Raw genomic sequence first — 16,749 nt, 5'->3', positions numbered from 1 at the left:
CCGATCCGTCCGATCTGTCTTATTCATTCCGCACTCCGCATTCCGAATTCCGCATTCATGAAAAATCTCCTCAAGTCGCTCGACTACTCGGTGCTCCAGCAATGCATGCATTGCGGCATGTGCCTGCCCGTCTGCCCGACTTACGCGGAAACGAAAGAGGAGCGCCACGGGCCGCGCGGACGCATCTCGCTCATGCGCGCCATCGCCGACGGCGAGCTCGAAATCACGCGCGGCTTCGCCGACGAAATGTATTACTGCCTCGGCTGCCTCGCGTGCACCAGCGCGTGCCCGGCGGGCGTCAACTACGCCGAGCTTTTCGAGACCGCGCGCGCCGAGGTCGAGCGCCGTCATGTGATCAAATCGACGCAGCGCGACTTCTGGCGCTGGTCGGTCGTGAAGGTGCTTTTCACACGCCCGCGCTTGCTGCGACTCGCCGGGCGCGGCTTGTGGCTCTGGCGCGTCACGGGCATGCAGGCGCTCACGCGCGCGCTGAGGCTCACGTATTTGCTGCCGCGCCGCCTCCGCGAACTCGAACCGCAGGCGCCGCGCGTCGGCGCGAAATTTTCGCACCAGTTGATCAAGCCGGTCGAAAAACCCGCGCAGCAAAAACGCCGCGTCGCCGTGCTCACCGGTTGCGTGCAGGACCTCGCGTTTCCCGAAATCAACCGCGCCACGGTCGATGTGCTTCTCGCCAACAACTGCGAGGTTCACACGCCGCCCGTGCAACCGTGCTGCGGCTCGCTGCACGCGCACAACGGCGACCTCGAATCCGCGCGCACGCTCGCTCGCCGCCTCATCGACATGATTCCGCCGGAAAACTTCGACGCGATCATCAGCAACGCCGGCGGCTGCGGCTCGCACCTGCGGCACTACGATCATTTGTTGCGCGACGACCCGGCTTACGCGGCGCGCGCCGTCGAGTGGTCGGAAAAGTTGAGGGATATTTCCGAGTATCTCGTCGAGATCGATTTTCGCAAACCCGCCGCGCGCGCGGTCACGCAAACCGTGACGTATCACGAATCCTGCCATCTTTGCCACGGGCAGAAAGTCAGCGCGCAGCCGCGCGCGGTGCTGCGCGCGATTCCCGGCGTGGAGCTGCGCGAATGCCCGGAGGCGGCCTGGTGCTGCGGCTCGGCGGGCATTTATAATATCACGCAACCCGTCACCGCCGGACGCTTGCAAGATCGCAAAATGGCCAACCTCCGCCGTGCGCACGCGGGGATCATCACCACGGCAAATCCCGGTTGCCACCTGCAAATCCAAAACGGACTGCGCGCCGAAAAAGACACCGTCACCGAGGTCGCGCACCCGGTCGTCCTTCTAGCCCGCGCTTACGCCGCCGAAAAAAACGAGGCGGCGGCGCGCGCATGATTGTTTGGGATCGCATTGGTGTTTCGTGAATGTCAACGTCCCTGTTTTTCCAATACCCAAACACAATCAGTCATGAAAAAACACATCGCTTATATTGCCCTTGCATTTGTCCTGTTGGTTCCCGCCTTCGCCCAAAAGAAATACGGCGAGGCCACCAAACCCGAGCCGCAAATCAGCTCGCGAACCGGCATGGTTTCCGTTGGCTGGTGGGAGCGCCACGCCAAGCTCGTGGATCGCGCCCAGGCGGGCGGTTTCGACATCATGTTCATCGGCGACTCGATCACTCACCAATGGGAAAACAGGGGATTGAAGGTTTGGAACGAAAAACTCGCCCCGCTTGGCGCGAAACCCTTCGGCATCGGCGGCGACCGCACGGAAAACCTCCTCTGGCGCCTGCAGTGGGGGCTTCTTGACGGCGAGTCGAATCCGAAACTCGTCGTCATGATGATCGGCACCAACAACACCGGGCACCGCATGGACAAACCCGCCGACATCGCCGCCGGCGTGAAGGCCTGCGTCGACGAAATTCAAAAGCGCAAACCCGACACCAAGATTCTCGTGCTCGCCATCTTCCCGCGCAGCGCCAAGGCCAACGATGAGAAACGGCTGAACAACGAGGCCGCGAACAAACTCATCCAGAAATTTGCCGACGGCAAAAAGGTTTACTACGCCGACATCAACAAGGTGTTCCTCACGGACGGCGGCGTCCTGGAAAAAAGCGTGATGCCCGACCTCCTCCACCTCACGCCCGACAGCTACCACCTTTGGGCCGACGCGGTCATTCCCGAAATCAAAAAAATCTATCCGGGAAAATAATCCTGGTCGCCAAACCAGATTTTTCCTCCCGTTAATCTTCGGGCGCCGGCAAACACCGGCGCCCTTTTTGTTGTCCGGCACAGCCGTCGCCTCTGTCAAAAAAGGATGGCTGTCCGCGTCGCGATATGGTTCAAAAAGCGCATCTTTTTAAACCGCACAAATCCGCAACCCATCACACTCATGCGCACGATCAAATCACTTATTCTTCCAAAAATCCTCCCCGCGCTGCTCGCCTTGTTTGCGCTTGCCGCCTGCTCGGACAAAAAAAGCCCCGCTGGCGCGCAAGCGGGCAGGGGCATTCAGCACGAGTTTGTCGCCATCGACGAAGGCAGGGACACGCTCTTCTACATCAACGAGCGCAATCCGTCGAAAAACTGGCTCGTCAAAACCGAACTCCCCAAGGCGCGCGATTTGCAGCTCATCGGCGGCGGACGCCTGCTCGTTGGTTATGACAACGGCTACGCCGAATACAATCTCGCCGACGGCACGCAGCTCAAAAAATACGACGCCCTCTCCGGCGTGACCTCCGTGCGCCGCCAGCCCGACGGCAGCACGATTGTGACGGGTGTCGATCTCAGGGGCGGCAAGGGCGTGAGTGTGGTCGTGCTTGATGCCACCGACAGAATCCGCACCACCACGGTTTATCCGGGCAACTACGTGCGCCTCATGCGCCAGACCGCGCAAGGCACCTACCTCATGGCCTGCGGCAACGAAATCCGCGAGGCCTCCACCGACGGACGCTACCTGAAAACTTATCCCGTCGAAGGTTTCAAAAACATGTGGAAGGCGATGCGCCTGCCGGACAACCGCATCATCGCCTCCGCCGGATACGGCGCGTTCATGGCCGAGCTCGACGCGGACGGCAACGTGCTCCGCAAATGGGGCGGCAAAGGCCAGGTGCCCGACAACGTGAACCCGCATTTCGCGGCCACATTCCAACTCCTCCCGAACGGTCACACCGTGCTCGCCAACTGGCAGGGACACGGCTCCAACCACGGCAAGTCCGGCGTGCAACTCCTCGAATTCGACAAGGACGGCAAGATCGTCTGGCAGTGGAGCAAGGCGGACATGATCTCGTCGCTCCAAGGAGTGCTCGTGCTTGACGGCCTCGACACCTCGCGCCTCCACGACGAACGCAACGGTGTGATGGAGCCGCTGTGAATTTGCAGGCGCAAACAAAACACAAACTCCCAACACCCATGAAAAAATTTCTCCTGCTCTGCCTTTTTCCCGTTCTCGCGCTGATGGCCCCGTGCAATGCGCAATCGTCGAACGACGAGCGCGATGTCGCCGCCGCCGCCGAAAAACTGCGCGCCGCCATGCTCTCGGCCAAAGCCGCCGACCTGAACGCCATCGCCGCCGACAACCTCCTCTACGGCCATTCCAGCGGACGCCTCGAAACCAAGGCCGAGTTTGTCGACACGATTGTCAGCGGACGCTCGGTGTTCGTGACGATTGATATTACCGACCAGAAAATCAAGGTAACCGGCGACACCGCGATCGTCTGCCACACCTTCACGGCCAAGACCAATGACAGCGGCAAGCCCGGCAACGTGAAGATCGGCATCATGCTCGTCTGGCAAAAACAAAAAGGCGAATGGAAGCTGCTCGGTCGCCAGGCATTTAGAAAGTGACCTGCTGATATAAACTAAAAGCACAGGCGGAAATGCCTGTGCTTTTTTTGCGCCCAACGGCGCCGGTCGGCAGTCAGACCGGAATCATTATTTCCGGTTCAACTGCTTCGCGCCGATGTCGCGGCGGCAGTATTTTGTCTCGCACTCGATTTCGTCGCACGCGGCGTAGGCGCGGCTCGCGGCCTCGGCGAGCGCGGGGGCGAGCGAGGTCACGCCGAGCACGCGACCGCCGGCGGTGACGAGTCGGCCGTCCTTGTCGCGCGCGGTGCCGGCGTGGATGATTGTCGTTTGCGGCGGCAACGCGGCGGGAAGAGTGATGGGGATGCCTTTCGGGAATTTTGCCGGATAACCTTTTGACGCCACGACAACGCAAATCGCGGCTTCGGGGCGCACGCGCACATCGCGCGCGACCTCGGCGAGGTTGCCCTTGGCGGCGGCCCAAAGGAGCACGAGCAGGTCGGTGTCGAGGCGCGGGAGGACAACTTGCGTTTCGGGGTCGCCGAAGCGCGTGTTGTATTCGAGCACTTGCGGGCCGTCCGGCGTGAGCATGATGCCGATGAAAAGCGTGCCGCGAAAATCAATGCCCTCGTCGGCAATCGCGTTGACCGAGGGGCGCACGATTTCGCGGTCAATGCGCGCGAGCAATTCCGGCGTGACCACCTCGGCGGGCGAATACGTGCCCATGCCGCCGGTGTTCGGGCCGGTGTCGCCGTCGCCGATGCGCTTGTGATCCTGCGAGGTCGGGAGGATGTAATAATCGCGTCCGGAAACGATCACGAGAATCGAGGTTTCCTCGCCGGTGAGACAGGCTTCAATGAGGATTTTGGATTGGTCGGAAGCTGTCGCGGCGTTGAGCGCGAGAAGGTCGTGGACAGCGGTCTCGGCTTCGGCAGTGGTTTGCGCGACGACGACACCTTTGCCCGCGGCGAGTCCGTCGGCCTTGATCACGATGGGCGCGGGGTGCGTGCGAAGATATTCGACGGCAGCGGGCGCGTTGTCGAAGGTCGCGGCCTCGGCGGTGGGGATTTTGTATTTGAGCAGGATTTCCTTGGTGTAAATTTTCGAAGCTTCGAGGCGCGCGCCGTCGGCCTTCGGGCCGTAGGCGGGGATGTTCGCGGCGGCAAGCGCGTCGACCAGTCCGAGCGAAAGCGGCACCTCGGGGCCGACAACCACGAAGTCGATTTGCTCGCGCTGCGCGAGTTCGACGAGGTCGGCGATGTTGTCGGCGGCGACCTCGGGGAAGCAGCGGATTTCATCGGCGATGCCGGCGTTGCCCGGCGCGCAAACGACGCGCGGTTTGGAGGGCGACGCGAGAAGCGATTTGACGATGGCGTGCTCGCGTCCGCCGGAGCCGACAACGAGGATGGATTTAGGAAGGGTTTGAGACATGGGAAATTTTGCGAAGGAGGAGGATTCGACTTAAATCGACTTAAATCGATTCAAGTCGACTTAAGTCGAAACAAAAAACACGCCGCGCTCACAGCACCCGCAGCGTTTTCTTATAAAAGCTCACGACCTCGTCGGGGTCGTTGCTGAAGAGGATGTAGTCGAGCATCCACGCGGGTGCGCGTTTGCTGGAGACCATTTCCTCCACCTGGTCGCGCAGGCTCGTCCAGAATTGCGCGTTGTAGAATATATACGGGATGCGCGGGCGGATGCCGAGTTTGAGGTTGCACATTTCGATGCCGATTTCCTCGAGCGTGCCGACGCCGCCGACGTTGAAGATGCAAAAGTCCGCGACCTCGAACCATTTTTGCCGGAAGTGGCGCGAGGTCTCCTGAAAGGTGTTGAAGAAGTCCACGCCGATCTCGGGCGGTTGAGCCTCAAGCTCCAGGAAACACGCGCCGGTGAGCGCGCCCTTCGCGCGGGCCTGATCGGTGGCGAGTCGCATGACGCCGCCGCCGCCGCCGGTGAGCACGCCGACGTTGGCGCCGATGAAGCCGGTCAGCTTGTCCATGAGCGAGGAGATGCGGTCGGTGTCGGCCTGGTCGAGCCCGACGGCGCTGCCATACATGGCGAGAATGGTGGATTCCCGGAACCGGCGGCCGAGTTCCTCGCGGATGAAAAAGCCGCGGTCCTTTTTGTAGGTGTGCAGGTAGAGGTCGTCGAGTTGCGCGTTGTGCCAGTAAACGTCGATGCCGATGTCGTGGTAGTTTTCGAGGCGTCCGTGCGCGTTGTAGGAAAGGAAGAAGCCGTGCGTGCGCGAGGGCTTGCGGAAGATGATGCGGCGGAGCTTGAGGTTGGGCAGGCGGGTGAGGAGCTCGATGTGCTCGGGAAGATTTGGGAAGATGTCGATCAACAGCGTGTCGGCGTCCTCCGGCGCGGCATCGAGCGCCTGGATGATCGTGCGGAATCCGCAAGACCCGGCGGCGTTGATCTTGTCCTTGAGCGCGGCGGCGTCGGTGAACTGGCCGGCGTTGAAGAAAACGCTGTTGTTGTCCTGCGTGGCGTTTTGCCCGTTGAAGGTGACGCGCGCGCGCGGCTTGGGAGGCTCGACGGAGCCGTTGTCCTTGGGCGGGGTTTCGTCGAGCGCGCCGTAGATTTCCTTCGAGGCGGAGAGAAGGCGCGCGCGTTTTTTGGCGAGGTTTTTGACATCGGTGTCGGCGGGCTCCGGCGCGCGGAACACCTCCACGGACACGACGGGATTCACGACGGGCTGCTCGCCGGGGTTGTAGATTTCGAGCATGATGTTCGTGCCGAAAGTTTTTATCGGGTCGAGCAGCACGGCGGAGGTGTGGATGCCGAAGTTGCCCACGCCGCGGTTGAGCAGCACGTAGTGCTCCTTCAAATACATGGAGCAACTGGTGAGGATGCCCGAGCGCGGCGCGACGGTGAGGATGGGCGTCTCGTGGCGCACCTGCACCTTGTCGAGATAGGCGCGTCCGGCGTTGCCGGAGACGAGCGACTCGAAATCGGGGCGCTGGAGCTTCGGGTTAAGCGTGTAGCGCACGGGATGGGGCGTGAGAAACACGCTGCCGTTGCGGTCGATGCTGATGGTGTTGGGAAGCTTGAGGGCGTTGTTGGAAATGGCGTCCCATATTTCGGTCGAGGAGAGTTTTTGCGACTCGGGCGCGTAGAAGAGGCGGCCGATGGGCATGCCGGAGCGGAAGAGTTTTTTCCAATAGGGCGCGTTGGGGAACGAGTGATCGAAGAGAAACGTCTCGGCGTCGAACACGAGGCGGTTGCCGTCGACGGCGAGCGGCGTGGCGCGCATGATTTCGAGACCGATGCGCGCAAGCGTGCTGCGCTCGGTGAAGTGCAGGTCGTCGAGGCGCGCCTTCATGAAGTCGAACTCGGCGGGGTTGCGCGGCCAGAAGGCGATGGTGAGCGAAACGGTGTGCTCGGAGAGATTGGGGCGGACGGTGAGAACCTGTCCGTCGAGGCTGGTCCAGAATTGGTCGTTGTTCATAGCCATGTGACAAAATGATTGAACGATATCGGCATTGATTGAAAGCCTTGTTCTTTTGGAAAAGGACGCGCGCGCCCGATCGGACACACCATCACTGATGTGCATCGCTTAATATTTCCAAAGCAGGCTTCGCCTTATGCCTTGCGCCTTGGTGACAACACGCGCCGGATGCCAAGCAATGCCGCCACGGAAGCCATGAGCCAATACGACACCATGCCGCCGCCTCCTCCGCCACTCGACTCGCCTGGGTTTGTGCCGCCGCCGGGCGTGATTGGCGGATTGGGCACTGTGCCGGATGAAGCCGGGGCTGCCGTGATGTTGAGCGTGACAACCTGCCCGGTATACAAATCGAGTTCGCGAATAGCCGCATTTCCAGTATCGGCGATGTAAAGTTTGCTTCCGCCGAGCGCAACGTCCGAGGGATGATTAAACCATGCCTCCTCGCCAACGCCATCCTTGAGGCCGGTGATGCCGGGCAATCCGGCAAGGGTGAGGACTTGGCCCTCGGGAGTGACAAAGCGTATGGTGGAGTTGCCGGTGTCGGCCACATAGATGTTGCCGCTTGAATCAATCGCCATGCCTCCGGGATTGTTGAAACGGGCCTCGTCGCCCACGCCGTCCTCATATCCGCTCACTCCGGGCAGGCCGGCGAGCGTGCTGATGGGAGGGACCATATACTTTTGCGGCGAACCGAGTTCCCTAATGACGTGATTGTAACTATCGGCCACATAGGTGCTCCAATAGAGGTAATCGTTGTTCGGCATGGTTACAGTGACGCTGGCGGCAGTCACAGGGTCTGACGTGTTGTTCGAAATGGCAGCCTGAATGGGCGCGGGCAAAGGGGCGGCGACATAAGCGGATGACCAGAACGATTTTTTTGCGATTCCAGAGGGGCGGTTCAGGTAGGCGTCCTTGGCATCGCCGTCTTTGTGTCCGGATACGCCGCCGACTCCCGCCCGAGTTGTCGTAGTGCCGCTGTCACAAACACTGCGAATGGTGTGTGACGTCGCATCGGCAACGAGAATGAAGTCTCCCGAGCCAGACGTGTCCAAAAATATGGCCGTCGGCGCCGAGAACGTGGCGTTGCCGCCCACGCCGTCGGCATGTCCGCGTTGACTGGGCGAACCCGCCAGTGTCGCCACAACCCCGTCGGGCGAGATGGTGCGTATGAGCGCGTTGCCGGTGTCAGCCAGAAAGAGCCTGGCCTCGGCATCCGCCGATATGCCCTTGGGTTGGTTGAATCTCGCGGCGGTGCCCGTGGCGTCCGTCGCCCCCGTTTGTCCGGGAGAACCGGCAAGGATGCGCGCCTCGCTTGTGGCGAGGTCAACGGCTTGCACGGTGTGCAGCGAATCATCGGTCACGTAGAGCATGCCGCTGACGCAAACGAGCGAGGCGGGGTTGGGAAATACGAGCGGGGCAACGTCCAGCGTAATGGCGGAGCCACCCGGCAACATTCCCCCGCTTGCAAGCGCGCAGCGGTATTGGTTGCCGCTCATGTTGCCGGCGGCGGCGTTGATGCCCAATGTCCCCGTGTTGACGCCGGTGTAGGTCGCATTGTTGGCAAGCCTGCTCCATGTGTTTCCGCCATCGGTGGACACTTCCCATTGCACGGCGGGCGGCGGATTGCCGCTAATATCGGCCGTGAGCGCAACAGAACGGCCCGCGGACACGGCGTGCGTGGTTATCGGCGCGGGAGTTGGGTATGTGATATTGAGCGTGGCCTCTTGGCTGACCGTGGTGCCAGTGGAATTCCAAACCACCACACGGTATTTTCCCGAATCAGCAGGGCGGAGATCCCGTATGCATAGGGAGCGGAGTTTGGTGGAGTCTTTTTGGGGATTTGTATAATCATCACTGCGATATTTTTCCGAATACTCCAAATCAACCCCGTCTTTTTGCCATTGAAAACGGGACGCCACCCCGCTTGTGAAAATGTATAATCCGATGCTGCCGCCCTTGGTGTAATCAACCACGATGGGTTTTCCATTAACATAACCGTCATCGTCATTACGCGACACCGTCGGTTGCTTGGTAATAACAGGGGCTTCCGCCGGCGGCAGAATGGTGAGAGTCGCCGGATTGCTATGGCTGGTGCGCCCCCAGCGATTGGTCACCGCCACACGATAGGTTCCGGAATCGGCCACCATGAAATTATATGTTTCGAGAAACGCTTTTCCATATTGATCAACCCCGCACTCGATTGACACATCCGCGCCGTCTTTCTGCCATACGCATGTGAGGGGCCCCTCATTACTGCCCGCGAGAATGGAACCCATCGCAATCGTGGCGCTCAGGGATGAATTCGACATCGTTCCCTCGGTGACGGTCACATCTTTGGGATGAACAATAAATGACGGCGGCGGATGCGGCGTGACCGTCAGCGTGCCGGATTCACTGATAATTTCCCCGCCCGCCGAGTCGCGGATTTTCACGCGATACACGCCCGCGTCAGACATCATGCAGTCGCTGATATTCAGAAGCTCTGTGTCCGCGCCCGATACACGCGGGAAGCCCACGATTATTTGCCCGTTGTCCGGAAATGCGATGTCAACCCCGTCCTTCTGCCATTGATATGTCAGTGAGCCGCTGCCCGCCGCCGTGACAGAAAAAAAGACCGCTCCAGGGTCGTTTGACCCGGAGAACAGAATCTGCAGACGCGAAATACCATGACCCTCGGTGCGTGTGATGCTGGCGGGCTGCCGGGTTATTTGCAAAGATTGCGCTGATGCCTGGGCCGCCAAAAGACCGGCCATCGCCACAAGCATTGATATGGTGGCTGATTTTCGAAGTAAACCCGTTTTGATTGAAATAAAATTGGAGCGGAGAAAAGGCATAATAATGGGAGGGTTTCAGAGCTGTCGCAGAAAATGGCGGCAACCTTATAATTGGCAATGCATTTTACGCCCGCGCTTACCTGGATGGATTTTTCGTTCTAGTGTAAATCTTCATTCCAAAACCAAATGATATGCCATGCACTTCTGCGTTTACTATTGAAATCACAGGCCGTTAAAAATCTCATCTTTTTATGAAACGCCTCTTCGTTTTTATTTTTACCCTCGGTTGTTTTTATCTCAATTGCGCCGCCTCCGCGCAAACTCCCGCAAACGACACGCGCCTGCTCCGCTTCCCCGCCACAAACGACACCGACATCACCTTCTCCTACGCCGGCCAGCTCTACACCGTGGGCGTCAAGGGCGGCGTCGCGCGACGCCTCACCAGCGGGCCGGGCTACGCGGTTTTCCCGCGCTACTCGGCGGACGGAAAACAGCTCGCCTTCACCGCGCAATACGACGGCAACACCGAGGTTTACGTCATGCCCGCAAACGGCGGCGCGCCCAGGCGCCTCACCTACTCCGCCACGCTCGGCCGCGACGACCTCGCCGACCGCATGGGCCCGGACAACATCGTCATGACCTGGCGCAACACCGCCGACGAAATCACCTACCGCTCGCGCTGGCGCAGTTGGGACCCGTTCATCGGCCACCTCATGAGCGTCAACCTCGACGGCAACCTGCCCGTGCAGCTCCCCGTGCCGCGCGGCGGCTTCGTCACCTATTCGCCCGACGACACCAAGATCGCCTACAACCGCGTCTTCCGCGAATTCCGCACATGGAAAAATTACCGCGGCGGCATGGCCGACGACATCTGGATCTACGACCTCAAAACCGGCGCGCTCGAAAACATCACCAACAACCCCGCGCAAGACCTCTTCCCCATGTGGGCGCCGAACAACCGCATCTACTTCGTCTCCGAGCGCACCGGCCGCGCCAACCTCTTCGTTTACGACCCCGTCAAAAAGCAAACGCGCCAGCTCACCGATTACACCGACTACGACGTCAAGTTCCCCTCCATCGGAAAAAAATCCCTCGTCTATGAGCACGCCGGGCAAATCTGGCGCCTCAACCTGGCCACGGAAAAATCCGCGCCCGTCGACATCAGCATCCGCGAAGACCTCGCCTCCGCGCGCCCCGTGCTCGCAAAAGTCAAACCCTCCTCCGTCCGCCCCTCGCCCGACGGCAAGCGCGTCGTCGTGAGCGCGCACGGCGATGTTTTCACCGCGCCGCTCAAGGACGGTCCCGTGCGCAACCTCACGCAAACCCCCGCCGCCCACGAACGCGACGCCTCGTGGTCGCCCGACGGCAAACACATCGCCTACCTCTCCGACGCCACCGGCGAATTCGAACTCTACATCCGCCCGCAGGACGGCTCCGGCGAGCCCGTGCAACTCACCACCGGCGCCACCACCTACTACGCCCTGCCCCGCTGGTCGCCCGACTCGAAAAAACTCCTCTGGACCGACCGCGAGCAACGCCTCCGCACCATCGATATCGAAACAAAAACCATCACCCTCGTCGCGCACAACCCCGACTACGTCATTCGCCAATACGCCTGGTCGCCCGACTCCGCCCTCATCGCGTGGACGCACCAGACGCGCGGCGCGCTCTCGCGCATCAAGATTTTCAACACAGCCGACGGCTCCACGACCGACGCCACCGACGGCTGGTATGCCGCCAACTCCCCCGCCTTCAGCGACGACGGCCAATGGCTTCTCTTCGCCAGCGCGCGCAACTTCAACCCCGTTTATTCCGACACCGAGTGGAACCACGCCTACAAAAACATGGAGCGCATCTACATGATCGCCCTCTCCAAGGAAACCAAGTCCCCCCTCGCCCCCCGGAGCGACGAAGTCGCCGAAAAACCCCAGGGCGACGCATCCGAAAAACCGGACCAGCCCGATAAAAAAGAACCCACCAAAAAGAAAACCTCCGCCCCGCCCTCCTCCAAACTCGATCCCGATGGTCTCGCCTCGCGCATCGTCGCGCTCCCCGTCGAATCCTCGAACTACGCCAACCTCCGCATGGTCGGCGACCGCGTCTTCTACCAGCGCCGCCCCGGCGGCCCCGTCATGGGCGACGGCGGCGGGGAAGGATTCGGCGCCACGCAAAAAACACGCACCGTCATCGCCGCCTACAACCTGAAAGAGCGCAAGGAAACCATCCTCGGCAACTACGACGCCTGCGAAATCACCGCCGACGGCAAAAAAATGCTCGTCCGCGACAAAAGCACCTACGCCCTCGTCGACCTCCCGAAAGATAAAATCAGCATCAAGGACAAACTCGACCTCTCCAACCTCCAGCTCCGCATCGACCGCCGGGCCGAGTGGGCGCAAATCTTCAACGAAAGCTGGCGCCAAATGCGCGACTGTTTCTACGCGCCCAACATGCACGGCATCGACTGGCCCGCCCAGCGCGACAAATACGCAAAACTCCTCCCGCACGTCGCCACGCGCAACGACCTCACCTACCTCATCGGCGAAATGATCTCCGAACTCCACGCCGGCCACGCCTACATCGGCGGCGGCAGGCGCGCCATTGCTCATCGCATCCAAACCGGACTCCTCGGCGCGCAGCTCACCCGCGACACCGCCACCGGCTATTATCAAATCACAAAAATCCTCCGCGGCGAAAACTGGGAAAAATCCACGCGCTCCCCGCTCACCGAACTCGGCGTCAACGCCCGCGAAGGCGACTACCTCCTCGCCATCGACGGCAAACCCACGCGCGACATGCCCAATCCCTACGCCGCGCTCGTCGGCACCGCCGGCAACCAAGTCACCCTGCGCCTCGCCTCCAAGCCCGACGCCGCGGCGGACGATGCGCGCGACATTGTCATCGTTCCCATCGCCGACGAAGCCCCGCTCTACTACACTAACTGGGTTCTCAACAACATCGACTACGTTGCAAAGAAAACCGGCGACCGCGTCGGCTACCTGCACATCCCCGACATGGGCCCCGAGGGCCTCAACGAATTCGTGCGCCGCTTCTACCCGCAGCTCCAAAAGGAGGCTCTCATCATCGACGTGCGCGGCAACGGCGGCGGCAACGTCTCGCCCATGATAATAGAGCGCCTCCGGCGCGAACTCGTCATGATCAACCTCGCCCGCAACGGCACCCCCGCGACCAACCCCGCCGGCATGCACCTCGGCCCCAAAGTCACGCTCATGGACGAATACTCCGCCTCCGACGGCGACATCTTCCCCTATCGCTTCCGCGAGATGGGCCTCGGCAAGCTCATCGGCAAGCGCAGTTGGGGCGGCATCGTGGGCATCACGAGCAGCCTGCCCTTCATGGACGGCGGCACCCTGAACATCCCGCAATACGCATCCTACTCAAAGGACGGCAAGGAGTGGCCCATTGAAGGCTACGGAGTCGATCCCGACATCGTGGTGGACAACGACCCCGCGCGCGAAATGAAAGGCGAGGACCAGCAACTCGACCGCGCCATCGAGGAAATCCTCGCCGAGCTAAAAACCAACAACCCCAAGCTCCCCCCTCCCCCGCCCTGGCCCGTAAAACCGGCGAAGTAATCCCATTTACGCCTAAGGTTTACTCCTTAGGCGCCATCAAAGGTAGGCCGGTTGGAAGATTGCCGCTATCGCTCGAAACGCCGTTACCGAGCGCCAGCGACGTCTGCCAACCGACGGGGTTGTCTCTCGTAATTCTCGGCGCGCTCGGCGAGCACGCCCTACCAATTAAAGACCAAAACTAGCTCGTAAACGGTATAAAGACGCACTTTCGCGCGACCCGTCTTTACTTCATCTTCTCCGCCTTGGTGCGGATTTGCTCGGTGATGGCTATCGCCACTTCGAGCGCGGTTTTGCCAAGCACGGCGCCGACTTTGGGCTGCTTTGCCTCGCGCACGCTGTTCACAAACGAGGCCAGCTCGAGCGCGAGCGGCTCGCCTTTTTCTATCGGGATCTCGCCGACGGGAATCGAGCTCACGTCGCCCGGTTTTGCGAGGCCGACTTTCATTTTCAGGCCGTAGGCGATGATGTCGCTTTTCTTCACGAGGTGGCCCTTCTGGTTCATGAAGTCGAGCGAGAGGTAGGCGTTTTCCTGGAAGACGCGGATCTCGCGGTTGCGCTTCAGGCTCAGGCGGCTGGCGTTGAGGTTGGCGACGCAGCCGTTTTCAAATTCAATGCGCGCGTTGGCGATGTCCTCGGTCTTGGAGAGCAGGTTCAGGCCCATGGCGTCGATTTTCAGGATGGGCGATTTCACGAGCGCGAGCACGATGCCGATGTCGTGGATCATGAGATCGAGCACGACGCCGACCTCGGTGCCGCGCGTCTGGTAGGTGCCGAGGCGCTCGGTCGTGATGTAGCGCGGGCGGTTGATTTCCTTTTCCAGGAAACTCATCACGGGGTTGAAGTGCTCGACGTGACCGACCTGCACGATGCTGTTGTTGGATTGCGCGGCGGCGAGCACTTGCGAGGCTTCCTCGAGCGAGGCGCAGAGCGGTTTTTCGATGAGCAGGTGGCAGCCCTTGGCGAGGAGAGGGAGGGCGACTTGCGCGTGCTTGTCGGTCGGCACGACGACGGAGACGGCGTCGCACGCGCCGGCGAGTTCCTCGAGCGAGTCAAACGCGCGGCAGTTGTGCAGCGCGGAGATTTCCTTCGCGCGCGCGGGGTTGGCCTCGTAGATGCCGGCGAACTCGACGCCCTTCATGTTCGCGTAAATGCGCGCGTGGTGCTGGCCGAGCGAGCCGGTGCCGACGACACCGCAGCGAATTTTTTCGGTTTTCTTGAAGAGTTTTAGCATGAGATTTTGTCGTGGTTTTAGCGCACGGAGCGCAGGGTTCCTTCGTGCAAAAAGTATTCGCGCGCGGTGCGTTGCGCGTAGAGCGGGTTGTGCGTGACGAGCACGAGCGCGGTGTTTGTCTCGGCGCAGATGCCGAGCAGGAGATCCATGACGCTGTCGGCGGTTTTTTCGTCGAGGTTGCCGGTCGGCTCGTCGGCGAGGACGACACGCGGCGAGTTCATGAGCGCGCGGGCGACGGCGACGCGCTGGCGCTCGCCGCCGGAGAGTTGCGAGGGCAAATGGTGTCCGCGGTCCCTCAATCCCACTCGCGCGAGCAGTTCGGCGGCGCGCGCGCGCGCGGCGGCGTCAACATTGCCCGCGATTCGCCTCGCCATGAGAATGTTTTCAAGCGCGTTGAGCTCGGGGATCAGGTAAAACGCCTGGAAGATGATGCCGAGGAATTTTCCGCGAGCGGCGTTGTCGATTTTTGAAAAACCATCCCACGAGAGCGTGCCGGCGCCGGCGGTGTCGAGCGCGGCGAGGAGGTTGAGTAGCGTGGATTTCCCCGAGCCTGATTCGCCGCGAATGCTCACGCTCTCGCCGGCGTTGATATGGAAATCGACATCGTGAAAAACCTCCAACTCGCGGTTGCCGCTCCTGTAGGTTTTGCGCAGGGCGCGGGCGGTGAGAATGGGTTGTGCCGTGTTACTCACTGCGCATCGCCTCCACGGGTTTGAGTTTTGCGGCGCGCCACGCGGCGACGAGGCCGGCGAGCGTGGACATGCCGATGGCGAAGGCGCAGATGATCGCAATGTCCGCGCCGGTGATGTGCGCGGGCACCTTGGTGAATTCATAAACCTCCACGAGCAATTCCCAGTTGCCGGTCAGCCGCGCGATGAGCCGTGCGATCGGGTCGATGTTGGCAAGCGTGAGCAGGCCGATCGACACTCCGAGCGCGGTGCCGATCACGCCGACAATCACGCCCTGAAAACAAAAGCACATGGCCGACTGCCACGGCGACGCGCCGAGCGCGCCGTAGAGCCCGATTTCGCGCGTCTTGTGCGCCACGGCGACAAGCAGCATCGCCGTCACCAGGAACGCCACGACAAAAACCACCATCGACACAATCAGGATGATCATGAGGCGCTCGATCTTGAGCGCGAAGAGAAACGCCTCGCCCGACTGCATCCATGTGCGCGCGCGCATCCGGCTGCCCGGCGGCAAGGAGGCGTTGATTTCACCCGCGATAGCATCGACATCGGCATCGGGCGCGATGCGCACGTTGACGCCGTATGCGCCCTCGCCGAGCCCGTAGAGATCCTGCATGCGGCGGAGCGTCACGATGGCGACCGACTTGTCGAGTTGCTGGTGCCCGAATTCGTAAACGCCCGCGACCGTCAGCTCGGTTGGCATCATGTAGGCGTCCTGGCTCAGGCGTTCGAGCGTGAGCGGGCTTACCACGGTGACTTTCGAGCCGACGCGCGTGCTGATCGAGGCGGCAAGCCCCGCGCTTAAAACCACCGCGTCGTCGTCGAGATCCGCCATGGAGCCTTCGCGCAGGTATTTTGAAATGGGAATCACTTTCTCAACACTTTCCGGGGCCACGCCGATGATGCCCGGATAACCCGGCCTGCCCTGGTGCTCGATCATCACGATGCCCTCGGCGGTCGGCGTGCTCGCGACAACGCCGGGCACTTTGTTGATGATTTCCTGAATCCGCTCCGGATTCTCGATGAACGCGCCGCGCACCTGAATCTCGCCGCCCGTGTCAATGATCATCCGGCCGTATTTGAAGCCGAAACCGCTCATCACGCCGATGATGATAATGAGCATCCACACACCGAGAAACACGCCCAGTGTCGAGATGCACGTGAAAAACGTCATCCACCTCCCCGACGGGAAAAGCTGCTTGAAGGCGAGGTAGAGATACCAGGGCATGGTT

General features: G+C 61.1%; 11 protein-coding genes. 5 read left to right on the top strand and 6 right to left on the bottom strand.

Features of this window, described 5'->3' with window-relative positions; translation table 11 throughout:
* The first annotated feature begins 57 nt into the window (after positions 1-57).
* From M2447_RS07010 to M2447_RS06995, 4 genes are all read left to right on the top strand, one after another.
* On the top strand, positions 58-1,371 hold the full coding sequence (locus tag M2447_RS07010) for a heterodisulfide reductase-related iron-sulfur binding cluster (protein ID WP_277557968.1): 1,314 nt from the start codon (positions 58-60) through the stop codon (positions 1,369-1,371).
* A 72-nt stretch (positions 1,372-1,443) separates the two neighbouring features.
* The gene (locus M2447_RS07005; RefSeq protein WP_277557967.1) at positions 1,444-2,187 is read left to right on the top strand and encodes a GDSL-type esterase/lipase family protein; all 744 of its coding nucleotides are present in this window, start codon (positions 1,444-1,446) and stop codon (positions 2,185-2,187) included.
* 180 nt (positions 2,188-2,367) lie between these two features.
* Positions 2,368-3,348 (top strand): hypothetical protein, encoded by a 981-nt coding sequence (locus M2447_RS07000; RefSeq protein ID WP_277557966.1) that lies wholly within the window; start codon positions 2,368-2,370, stop codon positions 3,346-3,348.
* A gap of 38 nt (positions 3,349-3,386) precedes the next feature.
* Entirely contained in the window at positions 3,387-3,821 is a 435-nt protein-coding gene (locus M2447_RS06995) for a nuclear transport factor 2 family protein (RefSeq protein WP_277557965.1), read from the top strand.
* An 87-nt stretch (positions 3,822-3,908) separates the two neighbouring features.
* Here the strand turns inward: M2447_RS06995 and purD are convergent, their stop codons facing one another.
* The 3 genes from purD to M2447_RS06980 all read right to left on the bottom strand — a co-directional run bounded on the left by purD (position 3,909) and on the right by M2447_RS06980 (position 9,689).
* Positions 3,909-5,210 (bottom strand): phosphoribosylamine--glycine ligase, encoded by a 1,302-nt coding sequence (gene purD, locus M2447_RS06990; RefSeq protein ID WP_277557964.1) that lies wholly within the window; start codon positions 5,208-5,210, stop codon positions 3,909-3,911.
* A gap of 88 nt (positions 5,211-5,298) precedes the next feature.
* Positions 5,299-7,236 carry an LOG family protein gene (locus M2447_RS06985; protein ID WP_277557963.1) on the bottom strand — a complete coding sequence of 646 codons (1,938 nt, stop codon included), beginning with the start codon at positions 7,234-7,236 and terminating at the stop codon, positions 5,299-5,301.
* A 128-nt stretch (positions 7,237-7,364) separates the two neighbouring features.
* Positions 7,365-9,689 (bottom strand): hypothetical protein, encoded by a 2,325-nt coding sequence (locus tag M2447_RS06980; protein WP_277557962.1) that lies wholly within the window; start codon positions 9,687-9,689, stop codon positions 7,365-7,367.
* 566 nt (positions 9,690-10,255) lie between these two features.
* Between M2447_RS06980 and M2447_RS06975 the strand changes: the two genes are divergently transcribed.
* Positions 10,256-13,597 (top strand): S41 family peptidase, encoded by a 3,342-nt coding sequence (locus tag M2447_RS06975; RefSeq protein WP_277557961.1) that lies wholly within the window; start codon positions 10,256-10,258, stop codon positions 13,595-13,597.
* A gap of 223 nt (positions 13,598-13,820) precedes the next feature.
* On the opposite strand, the gene M2447_RS06970 is transcribed toward M2447_RS06975, so the two are convergent.
* From M2447_RS06970 to M2447_RS06960, 3 genes are read right to left on the bottom strand one after another with little or no spacing between them, the layout of a single operon-like run.
* Positions 13,821-14,828, bottom strand: a complete 1,008-nt coding sequence (locus M2447_RS06970) for a Gfo/Idh/MocA family oxidoreductase (protein WP_277557960.1) — start codon at positions 14,826-14,828, stop codon at positions 13,821-13,823.
* Between the two features lie 17 nt (positions 14,829-14,845).
* The gene (locus M2447_RS06965) at positions 14,846-15,520 is read right to left on the bottom strand and encodes an ABC transporter ATP-binding protein (RefSeq protein ID WP_277510332.1); all 675 of its coding nucleotides are present in this window, start codon (positions 15,518-15,520) and stop codon (positions 14,846-14,848) included.
* Positions 15,513-16,745 carry an ABC transporter permease gene (locus tag M2447_RS06960; RefSeq protein ID WP_277557959.1) on the bottom strand — a complete coding sequence of 411 codons (1,233 nt, stop codon included), beginning with the start codon at positions 16,743-16,745 and terminating at the stop codon, positions 15,513-15,515. The genes M2447_RS06965 and M2447_RS06960 overlap by 8 nt, the downstream gene beginning before the upstream one ends.
* Between the last annotated feature and the right edge of the window lie 4 nt (positions 16,746-16,749).

This window comes from Ereboglobus sp. PH5-10 (assembly GCF_029504735.1).
GTDB lineage: Bacteria > Verrucomicrobiota > Verrucomicrobiia > Opitutales > Opitutaceae > Ereboglobus.
Note: the sequence above shows the minus strand (reverse complement) of the source record. Positions and strands in the feature narration are given on the sequence as shown.

Excerpts from the sequence above, each read along its gene's own strand:
- M2447_RS07000 (WP_277557966.1), top strand. The coding sequence starts at position 2,368 with ATGCGCACGATCAAATCACTTATTCTTCCAAAAATCCTCCCCGCGCTG.
- M2447_RS07010 (WP_277557968.1), top strand. The coding sequence starts at position 58 with ATGAAAAATCTCCTCAAGTCGCTCGACTACTCGGTGCTCCAGCAATGC.
- M2447_RS06995 (WP_277557965.1), top strand. The coding sequence starts at position 3,387 with ATGAAAAAATTTCTCCTGCTCTGCCTTTTTCCCGTTCTCGCGCTGATG.
- M2447_RS06985 (WP_277557963.1), bottom strand. The coding sequence starts at position 7,236 with ATGGCTATGAACAACGACCAATTCTGGACCAGCCTCGACGGACAGGTT.
- M2447_RS06975 (WP_277557961.1), top strand. The coding sequence starts at position 10,256 with ATGAAACGCCTCTTCGTTTTTATTTTTACCCTCGGTTGTTTTTATCTC.
- purD (WP_277557964.1), bottom strand. The coding sequence starts at position 5,210 with ATGTCTCAAACCCTTCCTAAATCCATCCTCGTTGTCGGCTCCGGCGGA.
- M2447_RS06970 (WP_277557960.1), bottom strand. The coding sequence starts at position 14,828 with ATGCTAAAACTCTTCAAGAAAACCGAAAAAATTCGCTGCGGTGTCGTC.
- M2447_RS06960 (WP_277557959.1), bottom strand. The coding sequence starts at position 16,745 with ATGCCCTGGTATCTCTACCTCGCCTTCAAGCAGCTTTTCCCGTCGGGG.
- M2447_RS06980 (WP_277557962.1), bottom strand. The coding sequence starts at position 9,689 with ATGATGTCTGACGCGGGCGTGTATCGCGTGAAAATCCGCGACTCGGCG.
- M2447_RS07005 (WP_277557967.1), top strand. The coding sequence starts at position 1,444 with ATGAAAAAACACATCGCTTATATTGCCCTTGCATTTGTCCTGTTGGTT.